Genomic DNA, 19,717 nt, shown 5'->3' with positions numbered 1-19,717 from the left:
CGCTTTTTGTTTTGGATCATTTTTAAGTGTGATTTCGGTCACTTATCCCGTTTGTCGCCATTAACGACTGGAGGCAGGCATGCTCGGGGCGTAAAATACGCACATTATTTGTCTGGCACCTTGAGTGCATATACAGAGGAAATCTACGATGAGTAAATGCAGTGCTGATGAAACCCCGGTTTGCTGCTGTATGGATGTTGGCACCATTATGGACAACACCGATTGCACCGCCTCTTATAGCCGCGTGTTTGCGAACCGTGCCGAAGCCGAAGAAACGCTCGCCGCATTAAGCGAAAGAGCGCGTAACGTTGAATCAGAGCCGTGCAAAATCACCCCGACCTTTACCGACGTTGATGGCGGCGTGAAGCTGGATATCGATTTCGTGTTCAGCTGTGAAGCTGAAACCCTGATTTTCCAGCTCGGCTTGCGTTAATCCTTCCCTTAATGCCCCTCATGGCAGGGGCGTTACCTTTTCTAATCAATGTGTTTTGGCTCCCACTTTTTCGGTTCCCCGATTGGCTTAATGTAAAATATTAGTTAAAACTGTTATCAGGTCAGACCACTTTGTTTTATCGGTTAACAGGGGAGCGTTATGAGTCAGGCATTACCGCTAGTCACCCGCCAGGGCGATCGTATCGCGATAGTCAGCGGTTTACGTACTCCGTTTGCCCGACAGGCGACGGCTTTTCACGGCGTGCCGGCCGTTGATTTAGGTAAGCTGGTGGTCGGCGAAATGCTGGCTCGCAGCAACATCCCCGCGGACATAATAGACCAGCTGGTATTTGGCCAGGTGGTGCAGATGCCGGAAGCGCCGAACATCGCCCGGGAAATTGTGCTGGGGACCGGCATGAGCGTGCATACCGATGCCTACAGCGTCAGCCGCGCCTGTGCGACCAGCTTTCAGGCGGTAGCCAACGTCGCGGAAAGCCTGATGGCAGGCACTATTCGCGCGGGTATCGCCGGCGGAGCCGACTCCTCTTCCGTATTACCTATTGGCGTCAGCAAAAAACTCGCCCGAACGCTTGTTGATGCCAACAAAGCTCGCACCCTGGGACAGCGTCTGAAGCTATTTTCTCGGCTGCGTTTTCGCGACCTTCTGCCCGTACCGCCAGCGGTTGCCGAATACTCAACCGGCCTGCGGATGGGCGATACCGCCGAGCAGATGGCGAAAACGTGGGCTATCACGCGCGAACGGCAGGATGCGCTGGCGCTGCGTTCACACCAGCTTGCGGCCAGAGCCTGGGAGGAAGGTAAGCTCTCGGCAGAAGTGATGACGGCGTACACGCCGCCGTTCCGTGAGCCGCTGGAACAGGATAATAATATTCGTAAAAATTCAACCCTGGCGGATTACCAAAAGTTACGCCCGGCCTTCGATCGTCAACACGGGAGCGTAACCGCCGCGAACAGTACGCCGCTAACCGATGGGGCGGCGGCGGTGATCCTGATGACCGAATCCCGGGCTAAAGAGCTGGGCCTTGTTCCGCTGGGTTATCTGCGAAGCTACGCTTTCACCGCGATTGATGTTCGCCAGGATATGCTGCTGGGCCCGGCGTGGTCGACGCCGCTGGCGCTGGAAAGAGCGGGGCTGACGCTGGCTGATTTGACCCTGATTGATATGCATGAAGCTTTTGCCGCGCAAACGCTGGCCAACCTGCAATGTATGGCCAGCGATCGCTTTGCCCGCGAAGTGCTTGGCCGCTCTCAGGCTACCGGGGAAGTGGACGAGAGCAAATTTAACGTGCTTGGCGGCTCGATTGCCTACGGTCATCCCTTTGCCGCCACCGGCGCGCGGATGATTACCCAAACGCTGCATGAACTGCGGCGGCGCGGCGGCGGATTTGGTCTGGTCACCGCCTGCGCGGCGGGTGGGTTGGGTTCAGCGATGGTTCTGGAGGCCGAATAATGGAAACCGTATCGGCATTTACGCTTGAGGTTCGCCCGGACAATATCGCCGTCATCACCATTGACGCGCCCGGTGAAAAAATGAACACCCTGAAGGCTGAGTTCGCCAGCGAGGTGCGGGGGATCATCCGCCAGATCCGCGACAATAAGGAGCTGCGCGGCGCGGTGTTCATCTCGGCAAAAGCGGATAACTTTATCGCCGGGGCGGATATCAATATGATTGCCCGCTGCCATTCCGCGCAGGAAGCGGAGGCGCTTGCCCGTCAGGGCCAGCAAATCATGGCCGAGATCCACGGTCTGTCGATTCCGGTGATTGCCGCTATCCACGGCGCATGCCTGGGCGGCGGCCTTGAACTGGCGCTGGCCTGCCACGGGCGGGTATGCAGCGATGACGATAAAACCCGGCTTGGCCTCCCGGAAGTACAGCTGGGGCTGCTGCCCGGCTCTGGCGGAACTCAGCGTCTACCGCGATTAATTGGCGTCAGCGGCGCGCTGGAGATGATCCTGACCGGTAAGCAGCTTCGCCCGCGTCAGGCCCTGAAGGCAGGGCTGGTTGATGAGGTGGTGCCGCAGACTATCCTGCTGCAAACCGCGATTGAACTGGCGCTCAAAGGTCGCCCGGCAAGCCGCGTTGTTCCGGCGCGCGAACGTATTCTCGCAGGCCCGCTTGGCCGCAGCCTGCTGTTTCGTCTCGTCGCGAAAAAGACGCATCACAAAACCCAGGGGAACTACCCGGCAACTGAGCGCATTCTGCAGGTGATTGAAACCGGACTGGCGCAGGGCTGCAGCAGCGGATACGCCGAGGAGGCCCGCGCTTTTGGCGAGCTGGCGATGACGCCGCAATCGCAGGCGCTACGGTCGATTTTTTTCGCCAGCACCGATCTGAAAAAAGATCGCGGCGCGGATGCTGATCCCGTCGTGCTGCGCAGCGTGGGCATTCTGGGCGGAGGACTTATGGGGGGCGGTATCGCTTACGTCACCGCCTGCAAAGGCGGATTACCGGTACGCATAAAGGACATCCAGCCGCGCGGGATAAATCACGCACTGAAGTACAGCTGGGATCTGCTCGATAAACAGGTGCGTCGCCGCTATCTGCGCGCCAGCGAGCGCGATCGCCAGATGGGGTTAATATCCGGTTCGCTGGATTACCAGGGATTCGCACATCGCGATGTGGTGATCGAAGCGGTGTTTGAAGACCTTACGCTCAAGCAGAAGATGGTCAGCGAAGTTGAACAGCACTGCCGCCCGGAGACGATCTTTGCTTCTAATACGTCGTCTTTACCGATCGGCGAGATCGCGGCGCATGCAAGCAGGCCGCAGCGGGTCATCGGGCTTCACTTCTTTAGCCCGGTAGACAAAATGCCGCTGGTGGAGGTGATTCCGCATAGTGGTACGGATCGGCAAACAATTGCGACGGCGGTTAAGCTGGCGAAACTGCAGGGTAAAACGCCGATTGTCGTCGCCGATAAAGCGGGCTTTTATGTTAACCGCATTCTGGCCCCCTACATAAATGAAGCCATGCGCCTGTTGATGGAAGGCGAGCCGGTAGAGCATATTGATAACGCTTTGGTTAAATTCGGTTTTCCGGTTGGCCCTATTCAGCTCCTTGATGAAGTGGGAATCGATACCGGTACCAAAATTATCCCGGTGCTGGAGGCCGCATGGGGAGATCGTTTTAGCCCGCCTGCAAACATCATTAGTTCGATTCTGAATGACGATCGCAAAGGGAGAAAAAATAACCGGGGTTTCTATCTTTATGCGGCAAAAGGGCGTAAAAGCAAAAAACGGCCCGATCCTGCGATCTACGCTTTACTGGGTATTTCCTCACCGCAGGCGCGCTTGTCCGCGCAGCAGGTGGCGGAACGCTGCGTGATGATGATGCTTAACGAAGCGGTGCGCTGCTTCGATGAGCGAGTGGTTCGCAGCGCCCGCGATGGTGATATCGGCGCCGTATTTGGCATTGGTTTTCCGCCGTTTCTTGGCGGCCCGTTCCGCTATATGGATACCCTGGGAGCGGGGGAGGTCGCCGCGATATTACAGCGCCTGGCTGCTCAGTACGGCCCGCGTTTTACACCATGTGACACTTTGTTACACATGGCCGAGCAGGGGGCGACCTTTTGGCCCGCTGAGGAACGTACGACCTAAGTTGTGGTCAAAGAAGGTAAATCCGGTAATGAACGGCGCTGCGCTTTGGCGATTTTGTAAGCAATAGTTGACTATACTTACGCCATTGAGGTAAAAAACAGCGTTTCATTCGTTGAATGGATCAGGCACAATGCCCGGCCACCGGGTCACCTGCGTATCGTCTACGTGGGTAAGACCGCGGTGCTTCTGGTTAACAAAAGCGGTGCAATATGCAAGTTTTTATCATGCGTCACGGCGACGCTGCCCTCGATGCAGCCAGTGACTCGGTTCGTCCATTAACCGTCTGCGGTTGCGATGAGTCTCGTCAGATGGCTACCTGGCTGAAAGGTCAAAAAGTGGATATTGAGCGGGTTCTTGTGAGTCCCTACCTGCGTGCAGAACAGACGCTGGAAATTGTTGGGGAGTGCATGAATCTGCCAAAAGATGTCGACGTGATGCCGGAACTCACGCCGTGCGGCGACGTTGGCATGGTTAGCGCTTATCTGCAGGCGCTGGCGAATGAAGGTGTGGCGACGGCGCTGGTCGTGTCTCACCTCCCTCTGGTGGGGTACCTCGTCTCAGAGCTGTGCCCGGGGGAAACTCCCCCGATGTTCACCACTTCGGCGATTGCCTGCGTCACGCTTGATGCCAGCGGCAAAGGCGAATTCAACTGGCAAATGAGCCCCTGCAATTTGAAGATGGCTAAGGCTATCTGATTCCCTCCCGGGGCTGACGTTTACGGAAGCTCCGGCGGTTGCCACTCTTCAACTTCAATCAGAACCAGCAGTGCGGCGTCTCCGCCGTACTCTTTTGGTGCCTGATGAAACGCCATAATATGCGGGTGCTGGGCCAGCCACAGCGGCGTTTGCTGTTTGAGAATATGCTTTCCATGCCCGTGCATCACGCAGGCGCAGAATACGTGCTCGCGACGGCAGGCGGCAATCAAGGCTCCCAGTTCCTGCTTGGCCTGCTGCTGGGTTAAACCGTGCAGGTCGAGAAACAGCTCCGGCGAATAATCACCCCGACGCAGTTTTTTCAGCTCAAAATGGCTGACGTCCGAGCGCACATACTTAACCGACCCTTCGGTATTCAGCAGCGGCTGAAACTCATCGGAAAAATAGTGACTGTTATCCGCCTGCTCCTGGAGCAGCCGCTTGGGTGGTACTTCAGCGATTTTTTTACGCTGCGGGCGATGAACGATGGTGTCCTGCTTAATCTGACGCGTGCCGGTCATCAGCTGCCGGAACAATGCCTGATCCTCCTCGCTTAGCGATGTTTTCTTTTTCATTACCTGATCTCATTTTTTCTTTGCCGGTAGTTTACCCGACTCGCCACGCATCCAGGCAAGGAAAACCTATTTTTCCCCCTCAGCCTGACGTAAGAATGCTGATTTATCCCCGTCTTCGTGGCAAACTAGCCGCCGAATTTATAGCAGAGCGTGCCCTGGGGGATAGCGTGGATAAAATTTTTGTTGATGAAGCCGTTAATGAGCTTCATACCATTCAGGACATGCTGCGTTGGGCGGTAAGCCGCTTCAGCGCTGCAAATATCTGGTACGGACACGGCACCGATAACCCGTGGGATGAAGCCGTACAGCTGGTGATGCCTTCACTGTATCTGCCGCTTGATATTCCGGAAGATATGCGTACCGCGCGTCTGACTTCCAGCGAAAAACATCGCATCGTTGAGCGCGTCATTCGTCGTATTAACGAGCGCATTCCGGTCGCTTATTTGACCAACAAAGCCTGGTTCTGCGGCCATGAGTTTTACGTCGATGAACGCGTGCTGGTACCGCGCTCGCCGATTGGCGAACTCATTAACAACCATTTTTCCGGCCTGATTGACCACTATCCGCAGCACATCCTTGATATGTGCACCGGCAGCGGCTGTATCGCTATCGCCTGCGCTTACGCTTTCCCGGAAGCGGAAGTCGATGCGGTGGATATTTCCCCTGACGCGCTGGCCGTTACCGAGCAGAACGTGGAAGATCACGGCTTAATTCATAACGTTACGCCGATTCGCTCCGATCTGTTCCGCGATCTGCCGAAGGTGCAATACGATCTGATCGTGACCAATCCGCCGTACGTCGATGAAGAAGATATGTCCGACCTGCCGGGTGAATATCGCCATGAACCGGTCCTGGGGCTGGCTTCCGGTAGCGATGGTCTGAAGTTAACCCGCCGGATCCTCGCCTGCGCGCCGGATTATCTCAGCGATGACGGTATCCTGATTTGTGAAGTCGGTAACAGCATGGTACATCTGATGGAGCAATATCCTGACGTGCCATTTACCTGGCTGGAGTTTGAAAACGGCGGCGATGGCGTCTTTATGCTGACTAAACCGCAGCTGATTGCCGCCCGCGCGCATTTCGGTATTTATAAAGACTAAAACAACACGCAAACATAACGACAAAAACGGAGCCGTGATGGCAGGAAACACAATTGGACAACTCTTTCGCGTCACGACGTTCGGCGAGTCGCATGGCCTGGCGCTGGGCTGCATCGTTGACGGCGTGCCGCCAGGCATTCCGCTAACCGAAGCCGATCTCCAGCACGATCTCGATCGCCGTCGTCCGGGAACCTCACGCTATACCACCCAGCGCCGCGAGCCGGACCAGGTGAAGATCCTTTCCGGCGTATTCGAGGGGGTGACCACCGGGACCAGCATTGGCCTGCTGATTGAGAATACCGACCAGCGTTCTCAGGACTACGGCGCCATTAAGGACGTTTTCCGCCCGGGACACGCTGACTACACCTACGAGCAGAAATATGGCCTGCGCGACTATCGCGGCGGCGGTCGTTCCTCTGCGCGTGAAACCGCCATGCGCGTGGCCGCAGGGGCGATTGCCAAGAAATTCCTCGCCGCGAAATTTGGTATTGTGATTCGCGGTTGCCTGACCCAGATGGGCGATATCCCGCTGGCGATAAAAGCGTGGGATCAGGTAGAGCAGAACCCGTTCTTCTGCCCGGATCCGGACAAAATCGAAGCGCTTGATGAACTGATGCGCGGCCTGAAAAAAGAGGGCGACTCCATCGGGGCTAAGGTCACCGTGGTGGCCGATGGCGTACCGCCGGGACTGGGTGAGCCGGTATTCGACCGTCTCGATGCCGATATCGCGCACGCGCTGATGAGCATCAATGCGGTGAAGGGCGTGGAAATTGGCGATGGTTTTGAGGTGGTGAAGCTGCGCGGCAGCGAAAACCGCGATGAAATTACCAAAGCGGGCTTCCAGAGCAACCACGCGGGCGGCATTCTCGGCGGCATTAGCAGCGGTCAGCAGATCGTGGCGAATATCGCGCTGAAGCCGACCTCCAGCATCACCGTCCCGGGTCACACGATCAATCGCTTTGGCGAAGAAGTTGAGATGATCACCAAAGGGCGTCACGATCCTTGCGTCGGTATTCGTGCGGTACCTATTGCCGAAGCGATGCTGGCGATCGTGTTAATGGATCACTTTATGCGTCAGCGCGCGCAAAATGGCGACGTGACGACATCAATTCCACGCTGGTCATAGATGAAAAACACCGTTATCGCACTGCTGGCGCTCCTCGCCAGCGGTACCAGCCTGGCGGCGACGCCGTGGCAGAAAATCACGCAGCCCGTTAGCGGCAGCCCGCAGTCCATTGGCGCGTTTGCCAATGGCTGTATCGTTGGCGCGCAGGCGCTGCCGTTAAACGCCACCGGCTATCAGGTGATGCGTACCGATCAGAACCGCTACTTCGGCCATCCGGACCTCGTGCAGTTTATTCAGCGTCTGAGCAATCAGGCGCACAATAAAGGCATGGGAACGGTGCTGATTGGCGACATGGGTATGCCGGCCGGTGGACGCTTTAACGGCGGCCACGCCAGCCATCAGTCCGGACTGGACGTCGATATTTTTCTTCAGCTGCCGCAGGCGCGCTGGAGTTCAGCTCAGCTGCTGAAGCCGCAGGCGCTGGACCTGGTGGCCCGCGACGGCAAACGCGTAGTGCCGTCTCTGTGGAGCCCGCAAATCAGCCAGCTGATTAAGATGGCGGCGCAAGATAGCGACGTTACGCGTATTTTCGTCAACCCGGCGATTAAGCAGCAGCTGTGCCTGGATGCCGGTAGCGATCGCGACTGGCTACGCAAAGTTCGCCCATGGTTCCAGCACCGAGCGCATATGCACGTGCGCCTGCGCTGCCCGGCCGGCAGCCTCGAGTGTGAAGACCAGGCCCCGCCTCCGGCGGGCGATGGCTGCGGTGCGGAATTGCAAAGCTGGTTTGAACCCCCTAAGCCAGGATCAACCCCTCCTGTGAAGAAGACGCCGCCTCCGCTGCCGCCTTCCTGCCAGGCGCTACTGGATGAGCATATTCTTTAATGGATAGTTTTATCGACGTTTTTATGGTGTCACCGACGGTACTGGTCGTACTGTTTTTCGTGGCCATTCTGGCGGGATTTATCGATTCACTGGCGGGCGGCGGCGGGTTATTGACCGTCCCGGCCCTGATGGCGGCGGGTCTTCCCCCTGCGCAGGCGCTGGCAACGAATAAGCTGCAGGCCTGCGGCGGGTCGCTGTCCGCCTCGCTTTATTTCATCCGCCGCAAGGTGGTGAATCTGGCCGACCAGAAGCTCAATATTCTGATGACCTTTCTCGGCTCGACGGGCGGCGCGCTGCTGGTCCAGCACGTCCAGTCCGATATTCTCAAGCAGATACTGCCAATCCTGGTTATCGGCATTGGCCTCTATTTTCTGCTGATGCCGAAGCTCGGCGAAGAGGACCGGCAGCGACGTCTGTATGGTCTGCCGTTTGCCCTGGTGGCTGGTGGCTGCGTCGGTTTTTACGACGGTTTCTTTGGTCCGGGCGCCGGATCTTTTTACGCGCTGGCTTTCGTCACCCTCGCGGGGTTCAATCTGGCGAAATCGACCGCGCATGCAAAATTGCTTAACGCGACGTCTAACGTTGGCGGCCTGCTGTTGTTTATTATTGGCGGCAAGGTGATATGGGCTACCGGCTTTGTGATGCTGGCCGGGCAATTTATCGGCGCCCGCGCGGGATCGCGGCTGGTACTGAGCAAAGGACAGTCACTGATTCGACCGATGATCGTCGTGGTGTCGGCGGTGATGAGTGCAAAACTGCTTTATGACAGCCATGGACAGGAGTTCCTCCAGTGGCTGGGGATGAACTAATGAACAGCACGCATAAATATGAACAGCTGATCGAAATCTTCGACGGCTGTTTTGCTGAAGATTTTAATACCCGTCTGATTAAAGGCGATGACGAACCGATCTATCTTCCGGCAGATGATGACGTGCCTTACAACCGTATCGTCTTTGCCCACGGCTTTTACGCCAGCGGACTGCACGAGATATCGCACTGGTGCATTGCCGGGAAGGCGCGACGTGAGCTGGTAGATTTCGGTTACTGGTACTGCCCGGACGGTCGCGACGCGATGACCCAGTCTCAATTTGAAGACGTTGAGGTGAAGCCTCAGGCGTTTGACTGGCTGTTTTGCGTGGCGGCGGGATACCCATTTAACGTCAGCTGCGACAACCTGGAAGGGGATTTTGAGCCCGACCGGATCGCTTTTCAGCGGCGCGTGCATGCCCAGGTGATGACCTATCTGGAGCAGGGGATCCCTGAGCGTCCCGCGCGTTTCATTCAGGCGCTGCAAGAATATTACCAAACGCCGCCCTTGACGGCAGAACAGTTCCCGTGGCCGGAAGACCTGCACTAAGGCCACACTTTACATACTATGAGGAAAGAAGATGATCGCGGAGTTTGAATCACGCATTCTGGCGTTAATTGATGATATGGTCGACCACGCCAGTGATGACGAACTGTTTGCCGGCGGTTATCTGCGCGGCCACCTGACGCTGGCGGTGGCCGAGCTGGAAGGAGAGGGCGAGCATACTGCGCAAGCGGTACATGACAAGGTATCCCGGAGCCTGGAAAAAGCCATCAGCGCGGGCGAACTGTCGCCGCCGGATCAGGTTCTGGTGCAGGAAATGTGGAACAGTTTGTACCAGAAGGCGATGCAGAAATAGTTCTGCCCTCCGCCAAAGCCCGGCATTCGCTCAGCCGGGCTCTATTTCCCGCAATTATTTCACCGCTTTCCCTTTCAGCAGTTTTCTTACCCACAGCCTGTTAGGATTCAGCGCCGCCAGCGTTTCTTTATCCATAGGTAATGGCTCATTGCTCATTTGCGACGCCAGAATTTCAGCCGCCAGCGGCGCGGAGCACAGGCCGCGCGAGCCCAGAGCTCCCAGCATATACAGGTTGCGGTAAACCGGCGCTTCTCCGGCCTGCTCCTGACGTTCAGCCAGAGAGGCATATTCGCGTAAGGTGGCCTCATAATCAGGTACGCTGCCGACCATCGGCAAATGATCGCGGGTTGCGCAGCGCACGCCGCTGCGGGCCTGATTAGCGCTCACGTCTACCTCCCGCGTCCATTCCGCCTGCGGGAAACAGTCAATCAGGCGCTGGCGATTCTGCTGCTGATCCTCGGCGCTAAACGCGGCCTCTGCCTGTCCGCGGTGGTAGCTTGCGCCAATGCAGTGTTGCTGATTATGCGGGTTTTGCGGCGTCAGGTAGCCGTTGTAGCACAGGACTTGGCGCAATTTCGATAGCCCTGGCGTCGTCGGAATATGGCTAACCTGACCGGCAACCGGATACATGGGAAGATGCTCCGTCTGGCTAAAGCGGGTCAGCTGATGGCCGTTGGCCAGCACCACGACCTCGTGGTACTGCCGCTGGTTTAATTGCCAGCCGTTGTTGTCTGCGCTGAGCTCCGTGACCGGATAATCGTAGCGCACGCGCAATCCGCGAGTGGCGGCGAGGGCCAGCAGTTCAGCGGTTAACTGCTGCGGACAAAGCCAGCCGCCGGCAGGATAGGCGATGCCCCCGCAGCCGGTTTCCACACCGGTTTGTTGCGCAGTGGTTCGGGCGTCCACGGCGACGGCGATTTCCGGCGGCAGGTTAAGCGCAATCATCTGGGCGATTTTCTGCGCGCTTTTCGTATCCCAGCCCAGCTGCGTCACGCCGCACCAGTCATGATCGAACATCACCGGCAGAGCGTCATACACGCGGCGGGCGAAAGTAAATGCCGCCGGGAAGAAGCGGGCCAGGGCGGGATCGTGCTGGCTGAGCAGCGGATAGAGCGCGCCCTGGCGGTTTCCGGATGCGCCTTCAGCCGGCGCGCTGTCGGCGCAGTATAACGTTACCTGCCATCCGCGGCGCAGCAGCGCCAGCGCGAGCAGGGCGCTGGCGATCCCCCCGCCGATAATCGCGGCATCGCGCTGTTCCGTACCGCTGCGGGCAAACCACGGCGCGCGCGCGGGGATCTCCGGCGTTTCACGCATTTCGCCGGTCAGCATTTCGCGCTTGCGGCCAAAACCCTTGCGCTTCTGCATGCTGAAACCGGCCTCCTGCAGGCCGCGGCGCACAAAGCCGGCGGAGGTGAATGTGGCCAGGGTACCGCCGGGTCTTGCCAGACGAGCCATCGCCGCAAACAGCTCCGCCGTCCACATGTCCGGGTTTTTTGCCGGGGCAAAGCCATCAAGAAACCAGGCGTCCACCTGCTGATTAAGCGAATCATCGAGCTCGTTGGTCAGTTCATTAATATCGCCAAACCACAAATCCAGCGTGACCCGCCCTTCATCCAGCAGCAGACGATGGCAGCCCGCGATGGGCAGAGGCCACTGCGCCTGCAGCTGCTCGGCCCAGGTTGCAAGCTCCGGCCAGCGCTGGTGGGCAAGGCGCAGGTCCTCCGCTTTCAGCGGAAATTTTTCGAAACTGATGAAATGTAATCTTTGCAGGGTAGCTTCTGGATTATCGCGGTGAAAAACGTCAAACGCCTGCCACAGCGTGAGGAAATTCAGGCCGGTACCGAACCCGCTTTCGGCAACCACAAAGAACGGACGTGCATGCTCAGGGAAGCGTTCCCTGAGCTGGTTTCCGTCGAGGAAAACGTAGCGCGTCTCTTCCAGACCGTTGTCATTGGAAAAGTAGACATCGTCAAAATCTCGGGAAACAGGTGTACCCTCAGCGTTGAATTCCAGGTTGGCGGGTTGTATGGCGTTTTGTTTCACGTAAGTTACTCGAATCACAAGGCGTAGAACGATCTTAACGATGTGTGCCTGAGGGCGCAAATTTATACACAAATTGGCTGATCGGACTTGTTCGGCGTACAAGTGTACGCTATTGTGCGACTCGAAACTTAATATAGTGCGACTTACAGAGGTATTGAATGAAACGTGCAGTGATTACTGGCCTGGGCATCGTTTCCAGTATTGGTAATAACCAGCAGGAAGTCCTGGCATCTCTGCGTGAAGGACGCTCCGGGATCACTTTCTCTGAAGAGTTTAAAGATTCAGGAATGCGCAGCCACGTATGGGGCAACGTCAAACTGGACACCACCGGCTTGATCGACCGTAAAGTGGTTCGTTTCATGAACGATGCCTCTATCTATTCCTATCTTTCCATGCAGCAGGCAATTGAAGATGCTGGCCTGAAAGATGAAGTCTATCAGCAAAACCCGCGCGTGGGCCTGATTGCCGGTTCTGGCGGTTCTTCTAAATCTCAGGTTTTCGGCGCTGATGCAATGCGCAGCCCGCGCGGTCTGAAAGCGGTTGGCCCCTACGTGGTGACCAAAGCGATGGCGTCCGCGGTATCCGCTTGCCTTGCAACACCGTTCAAAATCTACGGCGTGAACTACTCCATCAGCTCCGCCTGTGCGACTTCCGCACACTGCATCGGTAACGCTGTTGAACAAATCCAGCTGGGCAAACAGGACATCGTGTTTGCCGGCGGCGGCGAAGAGCTGTGCTGGGAAATGGCGTGTGAATTCGACGCGATGGGCGCGCTGTCCACCAAATACAACGAAACGCCAGAAAAAGCGTCTCGTACCTATGACACCCACCGTGATGGTTTCGTTATCGCGGGCGGCGGCGGTATGGTTGTGGTTGAAGAGCTGGAACATGCTCTGGCGCGCGGCGCGCACATCTATGCTGAAATCGTTGGCTACGGCGCAACGTCCGATGGCGCAGACATGGTTGCCCCGTCCGGTGAAGGCGCGGTTCGCTGCATGAAGATGGCGATGGACGGCGTTGATACGCCGATTGACTACCTGAACTCCCACGGTACTTCTACCCCGGTAGGCGATGTGAAGGAGCTGGGGGCGATTCGTGAAGTCTTCGGTGATAACAGCCCGGCGATCTCCGCGACCAAAGCGATGACCGGCCACTCCCTGGGCGCCGCTGGCGTACAGGAAGCTATCTACTCCCTGCTGATGCTGGAACACGGCTTTATTGCGCCGAGCATCAACATCGAAGAGATGGACGAGCAGGCAGCCGGCCTGAATATCGTGACCGAGCCGACCGAACGCGCGCTGACGACCGTGATGTCTAACAGCTTCGGCTTTGGCGGGACTAACGCCACGCTGGTCATGCGCAAATACCGCGCATAACGAACACGCTTTACAAGGGGAGCCAACGGGCTCCCTTTTTTGTATTCTTGACAGACCCCCGGGAGAAAAGGCAAACTCCTGGCACAACATTATTCTCTCAGATAATGCGTAAGCGTTTAACGTCATCCAACGCGCCTTAACCCTGATAATCAGGTGGAGAGGGCGTGGTCTCACCTCGCCTTACTCTGCGAACTGGAGTAAAGCATGTCCGCAGTCACTGAAACAAAACGCACTCCTTCAGCGAATGGTTCGCTGTTTCGGATCACGTTCGCCGTTTTTCTCACCTATATGACCGTCGGCCTGCCGCTACCGGTTATCCCTTTGTTTGTCCATCAGGAACTGGGATTTGGCAATACCATGGTTGGCGTCGCCGTCGGTATCCAGTTTCTGGCGACCGTATTAACCCGCGGCTATGCCGGCCGCCTTGCCGATCAGTACGGCGCCAAACGCTCTGTCCTGCAGGGGATGTTGGCCTGCGCGCTGGCGGGGGGCGCCTGGCTGTGCGCCGCGCTGCTGCCGGTGCCGGTCATGGCGAAGTTTGGCCTGCTGGTGCTTGGCCGTCTGATCCTGGGTTTTGGTGAAAGCCAGCTGCTCACCGGTAATTTAAGCTGGGGGATGGGGCTGGTGGGGCCCATGCGCTCCGGTAAAGTCATGTCGTGGAACGGTATGGCGATATACGGCTCTCTGGCGGCCGGGGCGCCGCTGGGGCTGCTGATCTACAGCCATTACGGCGTCGCGGCGCTGGCCTGCGTCACCATGGTGCTGCCGTTAGTGGCCTGGGCGATTAACGGCACGGTGCGTAAAATTCCTGCTCACGGCGGCGAGCGGCCGTCGCTGTGGGGCGTGGTGGGAATGATCTGGCGGCCCGGTATCGGTCTTGGCCTTCAGGGCGTCGGCTTCGCGGTAATTGGCACATTTGTCTCTTTGTATTTCGCCAGCAACGGCTGGGCGATGGCCGGTTTTACGCTGACCGCGTTTGGCGGGGCGTTTGTCCTGATGCGCGTACTGTTTGGCTGGATGCCGGACCGCTTCGGTGGGGTGAAAGTGGCCATCGTTTCGCTGCTGATTGAAGCGATAGGCCTGGCGCTGCTCTGGCAGGCGCCCAATGCCTGGATCGCGCTGGCGGGGGCGGCGCTCACCGGCTGCGGATGCTCGCTTATCTTCCCGGCGCTGGGCGTCGAGGTCGTGAAGCGGGTACCGCCGCAGGTACGAGGAACGGCGCTTGGCGGCTATGCCGCGTTTCAGGATATCTCTTACGGCGTCACCGGCCCGCTTACCGGGCTGCTGGCGACGTCGTTAGGCTACTCTTCCGTCTTCCTGGCCGCGGCAATATGCGCCGTGCTGGGGATCCTGGTTAGCCTGGTGTCGCTGCGTAAGTAGCGCTTCATTCGGCCCGGCATGCGGGCCGATGATATCTCCTTAAATCACCAGCCACAGCAGGGCAAGCACCACGATAGCTGCCAGCGCGATAACCCACGGTTTTTTCAATACCAGCCACGGTGAGGCGGGAGGCGCCTGAACCGGCGGGATCGCCAGCGTCTCCTGGGCTCTGGCGACCCTGAGCACGAAAATTTTGTTGAGCAGCGTCAGCAACTGCGCCGCGCTGAGCGGCGTTTGCGCCGTCGCGTGCCAGTGGGTTTGGGCAAAATCCATCACTCTTTGCCATTCCGCGGCTTCAAGCGGCTGTTTTAATGCGGCCTGCAGCGAGGTTAGCGTCGGTGCAGCCTGCGAACTGAGCGTTTGCCGGGCATGTAGCCAGTACGAGAGGGGAGTGAAGTGGGTCGCCGGGATCAGCTCTCCGCTCTTGACGCCGCTTAGCTCCAGCATGGATTGCCAGATAAGCTTGCTGGACTCGCCGGTGGCCGCCGCGAGTTTGGTCACCTGCTGATTGAGCGTGTTGTGCTCCGCGGGCAGCAGCGGACGATGCGTTGGCGGGCGCTGCTGCGGCTGAGGAATCGAGAGCTGGCCGCTTTGCAGGAGCTGCAGAACATTCTCCAGCTGCGGCTGGGACAAGGCATGCAGGGCGGTTTGACCGTCATGCTGACGAATATAATCGCTGACCGCCTGGCGATTGTTGCCCTGATTCAGCAGCTCGCTCAGCTGCGCCAGGATTTGCCGACGGTGATGATTTTGCTGGGCGAGGATTAGGCGCTGGTTCAGGCTGTTCTCGGCGGCGGCAAAATGGCTTGCCAGCAGCGGCGCGTCGTTTTTCAGGCTCAGATCGTGTTTTACGCAGGCCCACACTTCCGCATTTTGCTGGGATGTTAAAGCCACCAGGCGCGTAATGAGCCGCTCAAGCGCGGTACGCTGCTGAGTGGTGAGCGGAGGTTCGCCTGAGCCCGGAGGGCGATCGGACATACCTGAAACGGGTTGCGTCATGATTAATCCTTTGCGTATTGCTGTACTAAATTACTGTACTAAGGGCCGGGTGGTGATGTTCCTGGCGGGCAGATTATGGCACACTTCCCCGGTTTACTCTCGCTCTCAGACAGGTACTGAACCGTGAAAATCCTCGTTGATGAAAATATGCCCTATGCGCGCGAGCTTTTTAGCCGCCTGGGGGAAGTGAAGGCCGTTGCAGGTCGCCCTGTCCCGGTTGAAGCGCTGAATGACGCCGATGCGCTGATGGTGCGATCCGTCACCAAAGTTAACGAAGCGCTACTTTCTGGCAAAGCGATCAAATTTGTTGGCACCGCGACGGCGGGTACCGATCATGTCGATCAGGCGTGGCTACAGCAGGCGGGAATCGGTTTTTCCGCGGCGCCGGGCTGCAACGCTATCGCGGTGGTGGAATATGTGTTTTCCGCGCTGCTCATGCTGGCCGAGCGTGACGGTTTTGCGCTGGCCGACCGTACCGTCGGGATCGTGGGCGTCGGCAACGTGGGCGGGCGTCTGCAAAAACGCCTTGAGGCGCTGGGAATCAAAACGCTGCTCTGCGATCCGCCGCGCTCCGATCGCGGCGACGAGGGGGATTTCCGCTCCCTTGACGAGCTGGTGCAGGACGCGGACATTTTGACGTTCCATACCCCGCTCTATAAGGAAGGGCAGTACAAAACGCTGCACCTGGCGGATGAGGCGCTGATTCGCCGCCTGAAGCCGGGGACGATTTTAATCAACGCCTGCCGTGGTCCGGTGGTGGATAACGCCGCGCTGCTGCAGCGGCTGCAGGCCGGGCAGGCATTAAGCGTGGTGCTGGATGTCTGGGAGCCGGAGCCGGATCTGAATACCGAATTGCTCAAGCGGGTGGATATTGGTACGCCGCATATTGCCGGCTATACCCTTGAAGGCAAAGCGCGCGGTACGACGCAGGTTTTTGAGGCCTACAGCGCGTTTATTGGTCATCCACAGCAGGTGGCGCTGGACACGTTGCTACCGGCGCCGGAGTTTGGCCGCATTACGCTGCACGGGCCGCTCGATCAGGCAACGCTAAAACGGCTGGCGCATTTGGTGTATGATGTGCGCCGCGATGATGCGCCGCTGCGAAAAGTCGCGGGCGCTGCGGGCGAGTTCGACAAACTGCGCAAAAATTATCAGGAACGCCGTGAATGGTCTTCGCTGTACGTACAGTGCAGCGATGCGCAGGCGGCGACGCTGTTGCGCCAGCTGGGCTTTAACGCCGTTCATCATCCTGTTCGTTAATATCATCTTAATGCTCCTGCTGGATAATCCGGCAGGGCCGCTTTTTTCTGGAGTACACCACCATGTCTGAAGGCTGGAATATTGCCGTACTGGGCGCAACGGGCGCCGTAGGCGAAGCCCTGTTCGAAACGCTTGCCGATCGTCAGTTCCCGGTGGGGGATATTTATGCGCTGGCGCGTAGCGATAGCGCCGGTGAACATCTGCGTTTTTCGGGCAAGTCGGTTATCGTTCAGGATGCGGCGGAATTTGACTGGACCCAGGCCCAGCTGGCCTTTTTTGCCGCCGGTGTAGAGGCCTCCGCCGCGTATATCGAAGACGCCACTAACGCGGGCTGCCTGGTGATTGATTTAAGCGGTCTGTTTGCGCTGGAGCCGGACGTGCCGCTGGTGGTGCCGGATGTTAACCCGTTCGTACTGGCGGATTACCGCAATCGCAACGTTATCTCGGTCGCGAATAGCCTGACCAGCCAGCTGCTGTCGGCGTTGAAACCGTTGATCGATCGGGGCGGCCTGGCGCGTATCAGCGTGACCAGCCTGCTTTCCGCTTCCGCTCACGGTAAAAAAGCGGTCGATGCCCTCGCGGGGCAGAGCGCCAAATTGCTTAACGGTATTCCGATCGACGAAGATGATTTCTTCGGTCGTCAGCTGGCGTTCAATATGCTGCCGCTGCTGCCCGATCGTGAAGGAAGCGTGCGTGAAGAGCGCCGTATCGTCGATGAGGTCCGCAAAATCCTGCAGGATGATGGCCTGATGATCTCCGCAAACGTCGTTCAGTCGCCGGTGTTTTACGGCCATGCGCAGATGGTGAGTTTTGAAGCGCAGCGTCCGCTGGCCGCCGAAGAGGCGCGCGATGCCTTTAGCCTTGGCGAAGATATCGAACTGTCCGAAGAGGGCGAGTTCCCGACGCAGGTCGGCGATGCTTCCGGTAACGCCCGCCTCTCCGTCGGCTGCGTGCATAACGACTACGGTATGCCTGAGCAGGTGCAGTTCTGGTCCGTCGCCGATAACGTCCGTTTTGGCGGCGCGCTGATGGCGGTAAAAATCGCTGAGAAGCTGGTTCAGGAGTATTTGTACTGATGTCTGAGATGGAGCAGCCGCCGGTCTACAAAATCGCGCTGGGCATCGAATATGATGGCAGCAAGTACTACGGCTGGCAGCGGCAGAACGAAGTCCGCAGCGTACAGGAGAAGCTGGAAAAGGCGCTCTCGCAGGTAGCGAACGAGCCTGTTAACGTTTTTTGCGCGGGCCGTACGGATGCCGGCGTTCACGGTACCGGTCAGGTCGTGCATTTTGAAACCCGCGCGCAGCGTCAGGATGCCGCATGGACGCTGGGCGTAAATGCGAATTTGCCCGGCGACATTGCGGTGCGCTGGGTAAAGCCGGTTCCACCGGATTTTCATGCCCGCTTCAGCGCCACGGCGCGTCGCTATCGTTATGTTATCTATAATCATCGTCTGCGGCCGGCGGTATTGAGCCGCGGCGTAACCCATTATTACCTCCCGCTGGATGCAGAGCGGATGCAGCGCGCCGCTCAGTGTCTGCTGGGAGAGAATGATTTCACCTCGTTTCGTGCGGTACAGTGCCAGTCGCGCACGCCGTGGCGCAACGTGATGCATATTAACGTCACCCGTTATGGTGCATATGTGGTGGTGGACATCAAAGCGAATGCCTTTGTACATCATATGGTAAGGAACATTGTCGGCAGTCTGATGGAAGTAGGTGCCGGTAACCAGCCAGAGAGCTGGATTGCAGAACTTCTGGCGGCAAAAGACAGGACGCTTGCCGCCGCAACGGCAAAGGCGGAAGGATTGTATCTGGTGTCGGTGGACTACCCGGCCCACTACGACCTCCCGGTCATGCCGATGGGCCCGCTGTTTCTGGCGGACTAACCGGGTTATTAAGGGCTAACGCAAACTATGGACCTGATTCACTTTTTAATTGATTTTATCCTGCATATTGATGTGCATCTGGCTGAGCTGGTCGCGGAGTACGGCATTTGGGTATACGCGATTTTATTCTTGATTCTGTTCTGCGAAACTGGCCTGGTGGTCACGCCGTTCCTGCCGGGGGATTCGCTGCTGTTTGTGGCAGGTGCGCTCTCCGCGCTGCCGACCAACGATCTCAACGTGCATTTAATGGTGCTGCTGATGGTCATTGCCGCGATTGTTGGCGATGCCTTGAACTACACAATTGGCCGGCTGTTTGGCGAAAAGCTCTTCAGTAATCCCAATTCGAAAATTTTCCGCCGCAGCTACCTGGATAAGACCCATAGCTTCTACGAACGCCACGGCGGTAAGACCATCATCCTGGCCCGTTTCGTGCCGATCGTCAGAACGTTTGCGCCGTTTGTGGCGGGAATGGGGCATATGTCCTATCGTCATTTTGCGATGTATAACGTTGTTGGCGCGCTGCTGTGGGTACTGTTATTTACCTACGCGGGTTATCTGTTCGGCGATTTGCCGATCGTCCAGGAAAACCTTAAGCTGCTGATCGTGGCGATTATCGTCCTGTCCGTATTGCCGGGCGTGATTGAAGTCATCCGCCACAAGCGGGCGGCGGCGAAACAGGCGAAATAACGCGGCGACGATCTTCGGGCGGTATGCCGCCGCCCGAAGAGTGAAGTGTGAG

Annotated in this window: 19 protein-coding genes; 16 read left to right on the top strand and 3 right to left on the bottom strand. The window is 57.9% G+C overall.

Annotated features, from left to right (window positions below):
- Positions 1–148: 148 nt before the first annotated feature.
- From ABLU96_RS24530 to sixA, 4 genes are all read left to right on the top strand, one after another.
- Positions 149–433 carry a DUF406 family protein gene (locus tag ABLU96_RS24530; protein ID WP_014230287.1) on the top strand — a complete coding sequence of 95 codons (285 nt, stop codon included), beginning with the start codon at positions 149–151 and terminating at the stop codon, positions 431–433.
- 159 nt (positions 434–592) lie between these two features.
- Positions 593–1,903, top strand: a complete 1,311-nt coding sequence (fadI, locus tag ABLU96_RS24525; protein ID WP_025106653.1) for an acetyl-CoA C-acyltransferase FadI — start codon at positions 593–595, stop codon at positions 1,901–1,903.
- The gene (gene fadJ / locus ABLU96_RS24520; RefSeq protein ID WP_064404415.1) at positions 1,903–4,047 is read left to right on the top strand and encodes a fatty acid oxidation complex subunit alpha FadJ; all 2,145 of its coding nucleotides are present in this window, start codon (positions 1,903–1,905) and stop codon (positions 4,045–4,047) included. Before fadI ends, fadJ begins: the two co-directional genes overlap by 1 nt.
- 209 nt (positions 4,048–4,256) lie before the next feature.
- Complete coding sequence (sixA, locus tag ABLU96_RS24515; RefSeq protein ID WP_014230284.1) at positions 4,257–4,742, top strand: phosphohistidine phosphatase SixA; 486 nt, start codon at positions 4,257–4,259, stop codon at positions 4,740–4,742.
- A 20-nt stretch (positions 4,743–4,762) separates the two neighbouring features.
- On the opposite strand, the gene smrB is transcribed toward sixA, so the two are convergent.
- Positions 4,763–5,314, bottom strand: a complete 552-nt coding sequence (gene smrB, locus ABLU96_RS24510) for an endonuclease SmrB (protein ID WP_004123257.1) — start codon at positions 5,312–5,314, stop codon at positions 4,763–4,765.
- A 167-nt stretch (positions 5,315–5,481) separates the two neighbouring features.
- On the opposite strand from smrB, the gene prmB reads away from it, so the two are divergent.
- Genes prmB through ABLU96_RS24480 form a run of 6 tightly spaced genes read left to right on the top strand, consistent with a single transcriptional unit; the run spans position 5,482 to position 10,032 of the window.
- On the top strand, positions 5,482–6,414 hold the full coding sequence (gene prmB, locus ABLU96_RS24505) for a 50S ribosomal protein L3 N(5)-glutamine methyltransferase (RefSeq protein ID WP_009652591.1): 933 nt from the start codon (positions 5,482–5,484) through the stop codon (positions 6,412–6,414).
- A gap of 37 nt (positions 6,415–6,451) precedes the next feature.
- Complete coding sequence (gene aroC, locus ABLU96_RS24500; protein ID WP_014230282.1) at positions 6,452–7,540, top strand: chorismate synthase; 1,089 nt, start codon at positions 6,452–6,454, stop codon at positions 7,538–7,540.
- Complete coding sequence (gene mepA, locus ABLU96_RS24495; protein WP_032750757.1) at positions 7,541–8,365, top strand: penicillin-insensitive murein endopeptidase; 825 nt, start codon at positions 7,541–7,543, stop codon at positions 8,363–8,365.
- A complete protein-coding gene (locus tag ABLU96_RS24490) occupies positions 8,365–9,174 on the top strand; it encodes a sulfite exporter TauE/SafE family protein (protein ID WP_014230280.1) in 810 nt (269 codons plus the stop codon). Before mepA ends, ABLU96_RS24490 begins: the two co-directional genes overlap by 1 nt.
- Complete coding sequence (locus tag ABLU96_RS24485; RefSeq protein WP_014230279.1) at positions 9,174–9,722, top strand: elongation factor P hydroxylase; 549 nt, start codon at positions 9,174–9,176, stop codon at positions 9,720–9,722. Before ABLU96_RS24490 ends, ABLU96_RS24485 begins: the two co-directional genes overlap by 1 nt.
- A gap of 31 nt (positions 9,723–9,753) precedes the next feature.
- Positions 9,754–10,032 carry a YfcL family protein gene (locus tag ABLU96_RS24480; protein WP_014230278.1) on the top strand — a complete coding sequence of 93 codons (279 nt, stop codon included), beginning with the start codon at positions 9,754–9,756 and terminating at the stop codon, positions 10,030–10,032.
- A 54-nt stretch (positions 10,033–10,086) separates the two neighbouring features.
- On the opposite strand, the gene mnmC is transcribed toward ABLU96_RS24480, so the two are convergent.
- A complete protein-coding gene (gene mnmC, locus ABLU96_RS24475; RefSeq protein WP_049082448.1) occupies positions 10,087–12,075 on the bottom strand; it encodes a bifunctional tRNA (5-methylaminomethyl-2-thiouridine)(34)-methyltransferase MnmD/FAD-dependent 5-carboxymethylaminomethyl-2-thiouridine(34) oxidoreductase MnmC in 1,989 nt (662 codons plus the stop codon).
- A 158-nt stretch (positions 12,076–12,233) separates the two neighbouring features.
- On the opposite strand from mnmC, the gene fabB reads away from it, so the two are divergent.
- A complete protein-coding gene (fabB, locus tag ABLU96_RS24470; protein ID WP_014230276.1) occupies positions 12,234–13,451 on the top strand; it encodes a beta-ketoacyl-ACP synthase I in 1,218 nt (405 codons plus the stop codon).
- A 204-nt stretch (positions 13,452–13,655) separates the two neighbouring features.
- Positions 13,656–14,831, top strand: coding sequence for an MFS transporter (locus ABLU96_RS24465; RefSeq protein WP_032750755.1), 1,176 nt, complete (start codon positions 13,656–13,658; stop codon positions 14,829–14,831).
- A 39-nt stretch (positions 14,832–14,870) separates the two neighbouring features.
- Here the strand turns inward: ABLU96_RS24465 and flk are convergent, their stop codons facing one another.
- Positions 14,871–15,830: a flagella biosynthesis regulator Flk gene (gene flk / locus ABLU96_RS24460; protein ID WP_025106658.1), complete on the bottom strand. Its 960-nt coding sequence runs from the start codon at positions 15,828–15,830 to the stop codon at positions 14,871–14,873.
- 123 nt (positions 15,831–15,953) lie between these two features.
- Here flk and pdxB point away from each other — a divergent pair, with 123 nt between their 5' ends.
- The 4 genes from pdxB (at position 15,954) to ABLU96_RS24440 (ending at position 19,665) form a co-directional block, all read left to right on the top strand.
- Positions 15,954–17,090: a 4-phosphoerythronate dehydrogenase PdxB gene (gene pdxB / locus ABLU96_RS24455; protein ID WP_064391565.1), complete on the top strand. Its 1,137-nt coding sequence runs from the start codon at positions 15,954–15,956 to the stop codon at positions 17,088–17,090.
- 62 nt (positions 17,091–17,152) lie between these two features.
- Complete coding sequence (locus ABLU96_RS24450; RefSeq protein WP_004852895.1) at positions 17,153–18,166, top strand: aspartate-semialdehyde dehydrogenase; 1,014 nt, start codon at positions 17,153–17,155, stop codon at positions 18,164–18,166.
- On the top strand, positions 18,166–18,978 hold the full coding sequence (truA, locus tag ABLU96_RS24445; RefSeq protein ID WP_009654666.1) for a tRNA pseudouridine(38-40) synthase TruA: 813 nt from the start codon (positions 18,166–18,168) through the stop codon (positions 18,976–18,978). Before ABLU96_RS24450 ends, truA begins: the two co-directional genes overlap by 1 nt.
- Positions 18,979–19,005: 27 nt before the next feature.
- Complete coding sequence (locus ABLU96_RS24440) at positions 19,006–19,665, top strand: DedA family protein (protein WP_004123217.1); 660 nt, start codon at positions 19,006–19,008, stop codon at positions 19,663–19,665.
- The last annotated feature ends 52 nt before the right edge of the window (positions 19,666–19,717 follow it).

Source organism: Klebsiella sp. CN_Kp106, assembly GCF_040064575.1.
GTDB classification, from domain to species: Bacteria; Pseudomonadota; Gammaproteobacteria; order Enterobacterales; family Enterobacteriaceae; genus Klebsiella; species Klebsiella michiganensis.
This window is presented reverse-complemented; position numbering and strand designations above follow the sequence as displayed.

Excerpts from the sequence above, each read along its gene's own strand:
- ABLU96_RS24530 (WP_014230287.1), top strand. The coding sequence starts at position 149 with ATGAGTAAATGCAGTGCTGATGAAACCCCGGTTTGCTGCTGTATGGAT.
- fadI (WP_025106653.1), top strand. The coding sequence starts at position 593 with ATGAGTCAGGCATTACCGCTAGTCACCCGCCAGGGCGATCGTATCGCG.
- fadJ (WP_064404415.1), top strand. The coding sequence starts at position 1,903 with ATGGAAACCGTATCGGCATTTACGCTTGAGGTTCGCCCGGACAATATC.
- sixA (WP_014230284.1), top strand. The coding sequence starts at position 4,257 with ATGCAAGTTTTTATCATGCGTCACGGCGACGCTGCCCTCGATGCAGCC.
- smrB (WP_004123257.1), bottom strand. The coding sequence starts at position 5,314 with ATGAAAAAGAAAACATCGCTAAGCGAGGAGGATCAGGCATTGTTCCGG.
- aroC (WP_014230282.1), top strand. The coding sequence starts at position 6,452 with ATGGCAGGAAACACAATTGGACAACTCTTTCGCGTCACGACGTTCGGC.
- mepA (WP_032750757.1), top strand. The coding sequence starts at position 7,541 with ATGAAAAACACCGTTATCGCACTGCTGGCGCTCCTCGCCAGCGGTACC.
- ABLU96_RS24490 (WP_014230280.1), top strand. The coding sequence starts at position 8,365 with ATGGATAGTTTTATCGACGTTTTTATGGTGTCACCGACGGTACTGGTC.
- ABLU96_RS24485 (WP_014230279.1), top strand. The coding sequence starts at position 9,174 with ATGAACAGCACGCATAAATATGAACAGCTGATCGAAATCTTCGACGGC.
- ABLU96_RS24480 (WP_014230278.1), top strand. The coding sequence starts at position 9,754 with ATGATCGCGGAGTTTGAATCACGCATTCTGGCGTTAATTGATGATATG.
- fabB (WP_014230276.1), top strand. The coding sequence starts at position 12,234 with ATGAAACGTGCAGTGATTACTGGCCTGGGCATCGTTTCCAGTATTGGT.
- ABLU96_RS24465 (WP_032750755.1), top strand. The coding sequence starts at position 13,656 with ATGTCCGCAGTCACTGAAACAAAACGCACTCCTTCAGCGAATGGTTCG.
- flk (WP_025106658.1), bottom strand. The coding sequence starts at position 15,830 with ATGACGCAACCCGTTTCAGGTATGTCCGATCGCCCTCCGGGCTCAGGC.
- ABLU96_RS24450 (WP_004852895.1), top strand. The coding sequence starts at position 17,153 with ATGTCTGAAGGCTGGAATATTGCCGTACTGGGCGCAACGGGCGCCGTA.
- truA (WP_009654666.1), top strand. The coding sequence starts at position 18,166 with ATGTCTGAGATGGAGCAGCCGCCGGTCTACAAAATCGCGCTGGGCATC.
- ABLU96_RS24440 (WP_004123217.1), top strand. The coding sequence starts at position 19,006 with ATGGACCTGATTCACTTTTTAATTGATTTTATCCTGCATATTGATGTG.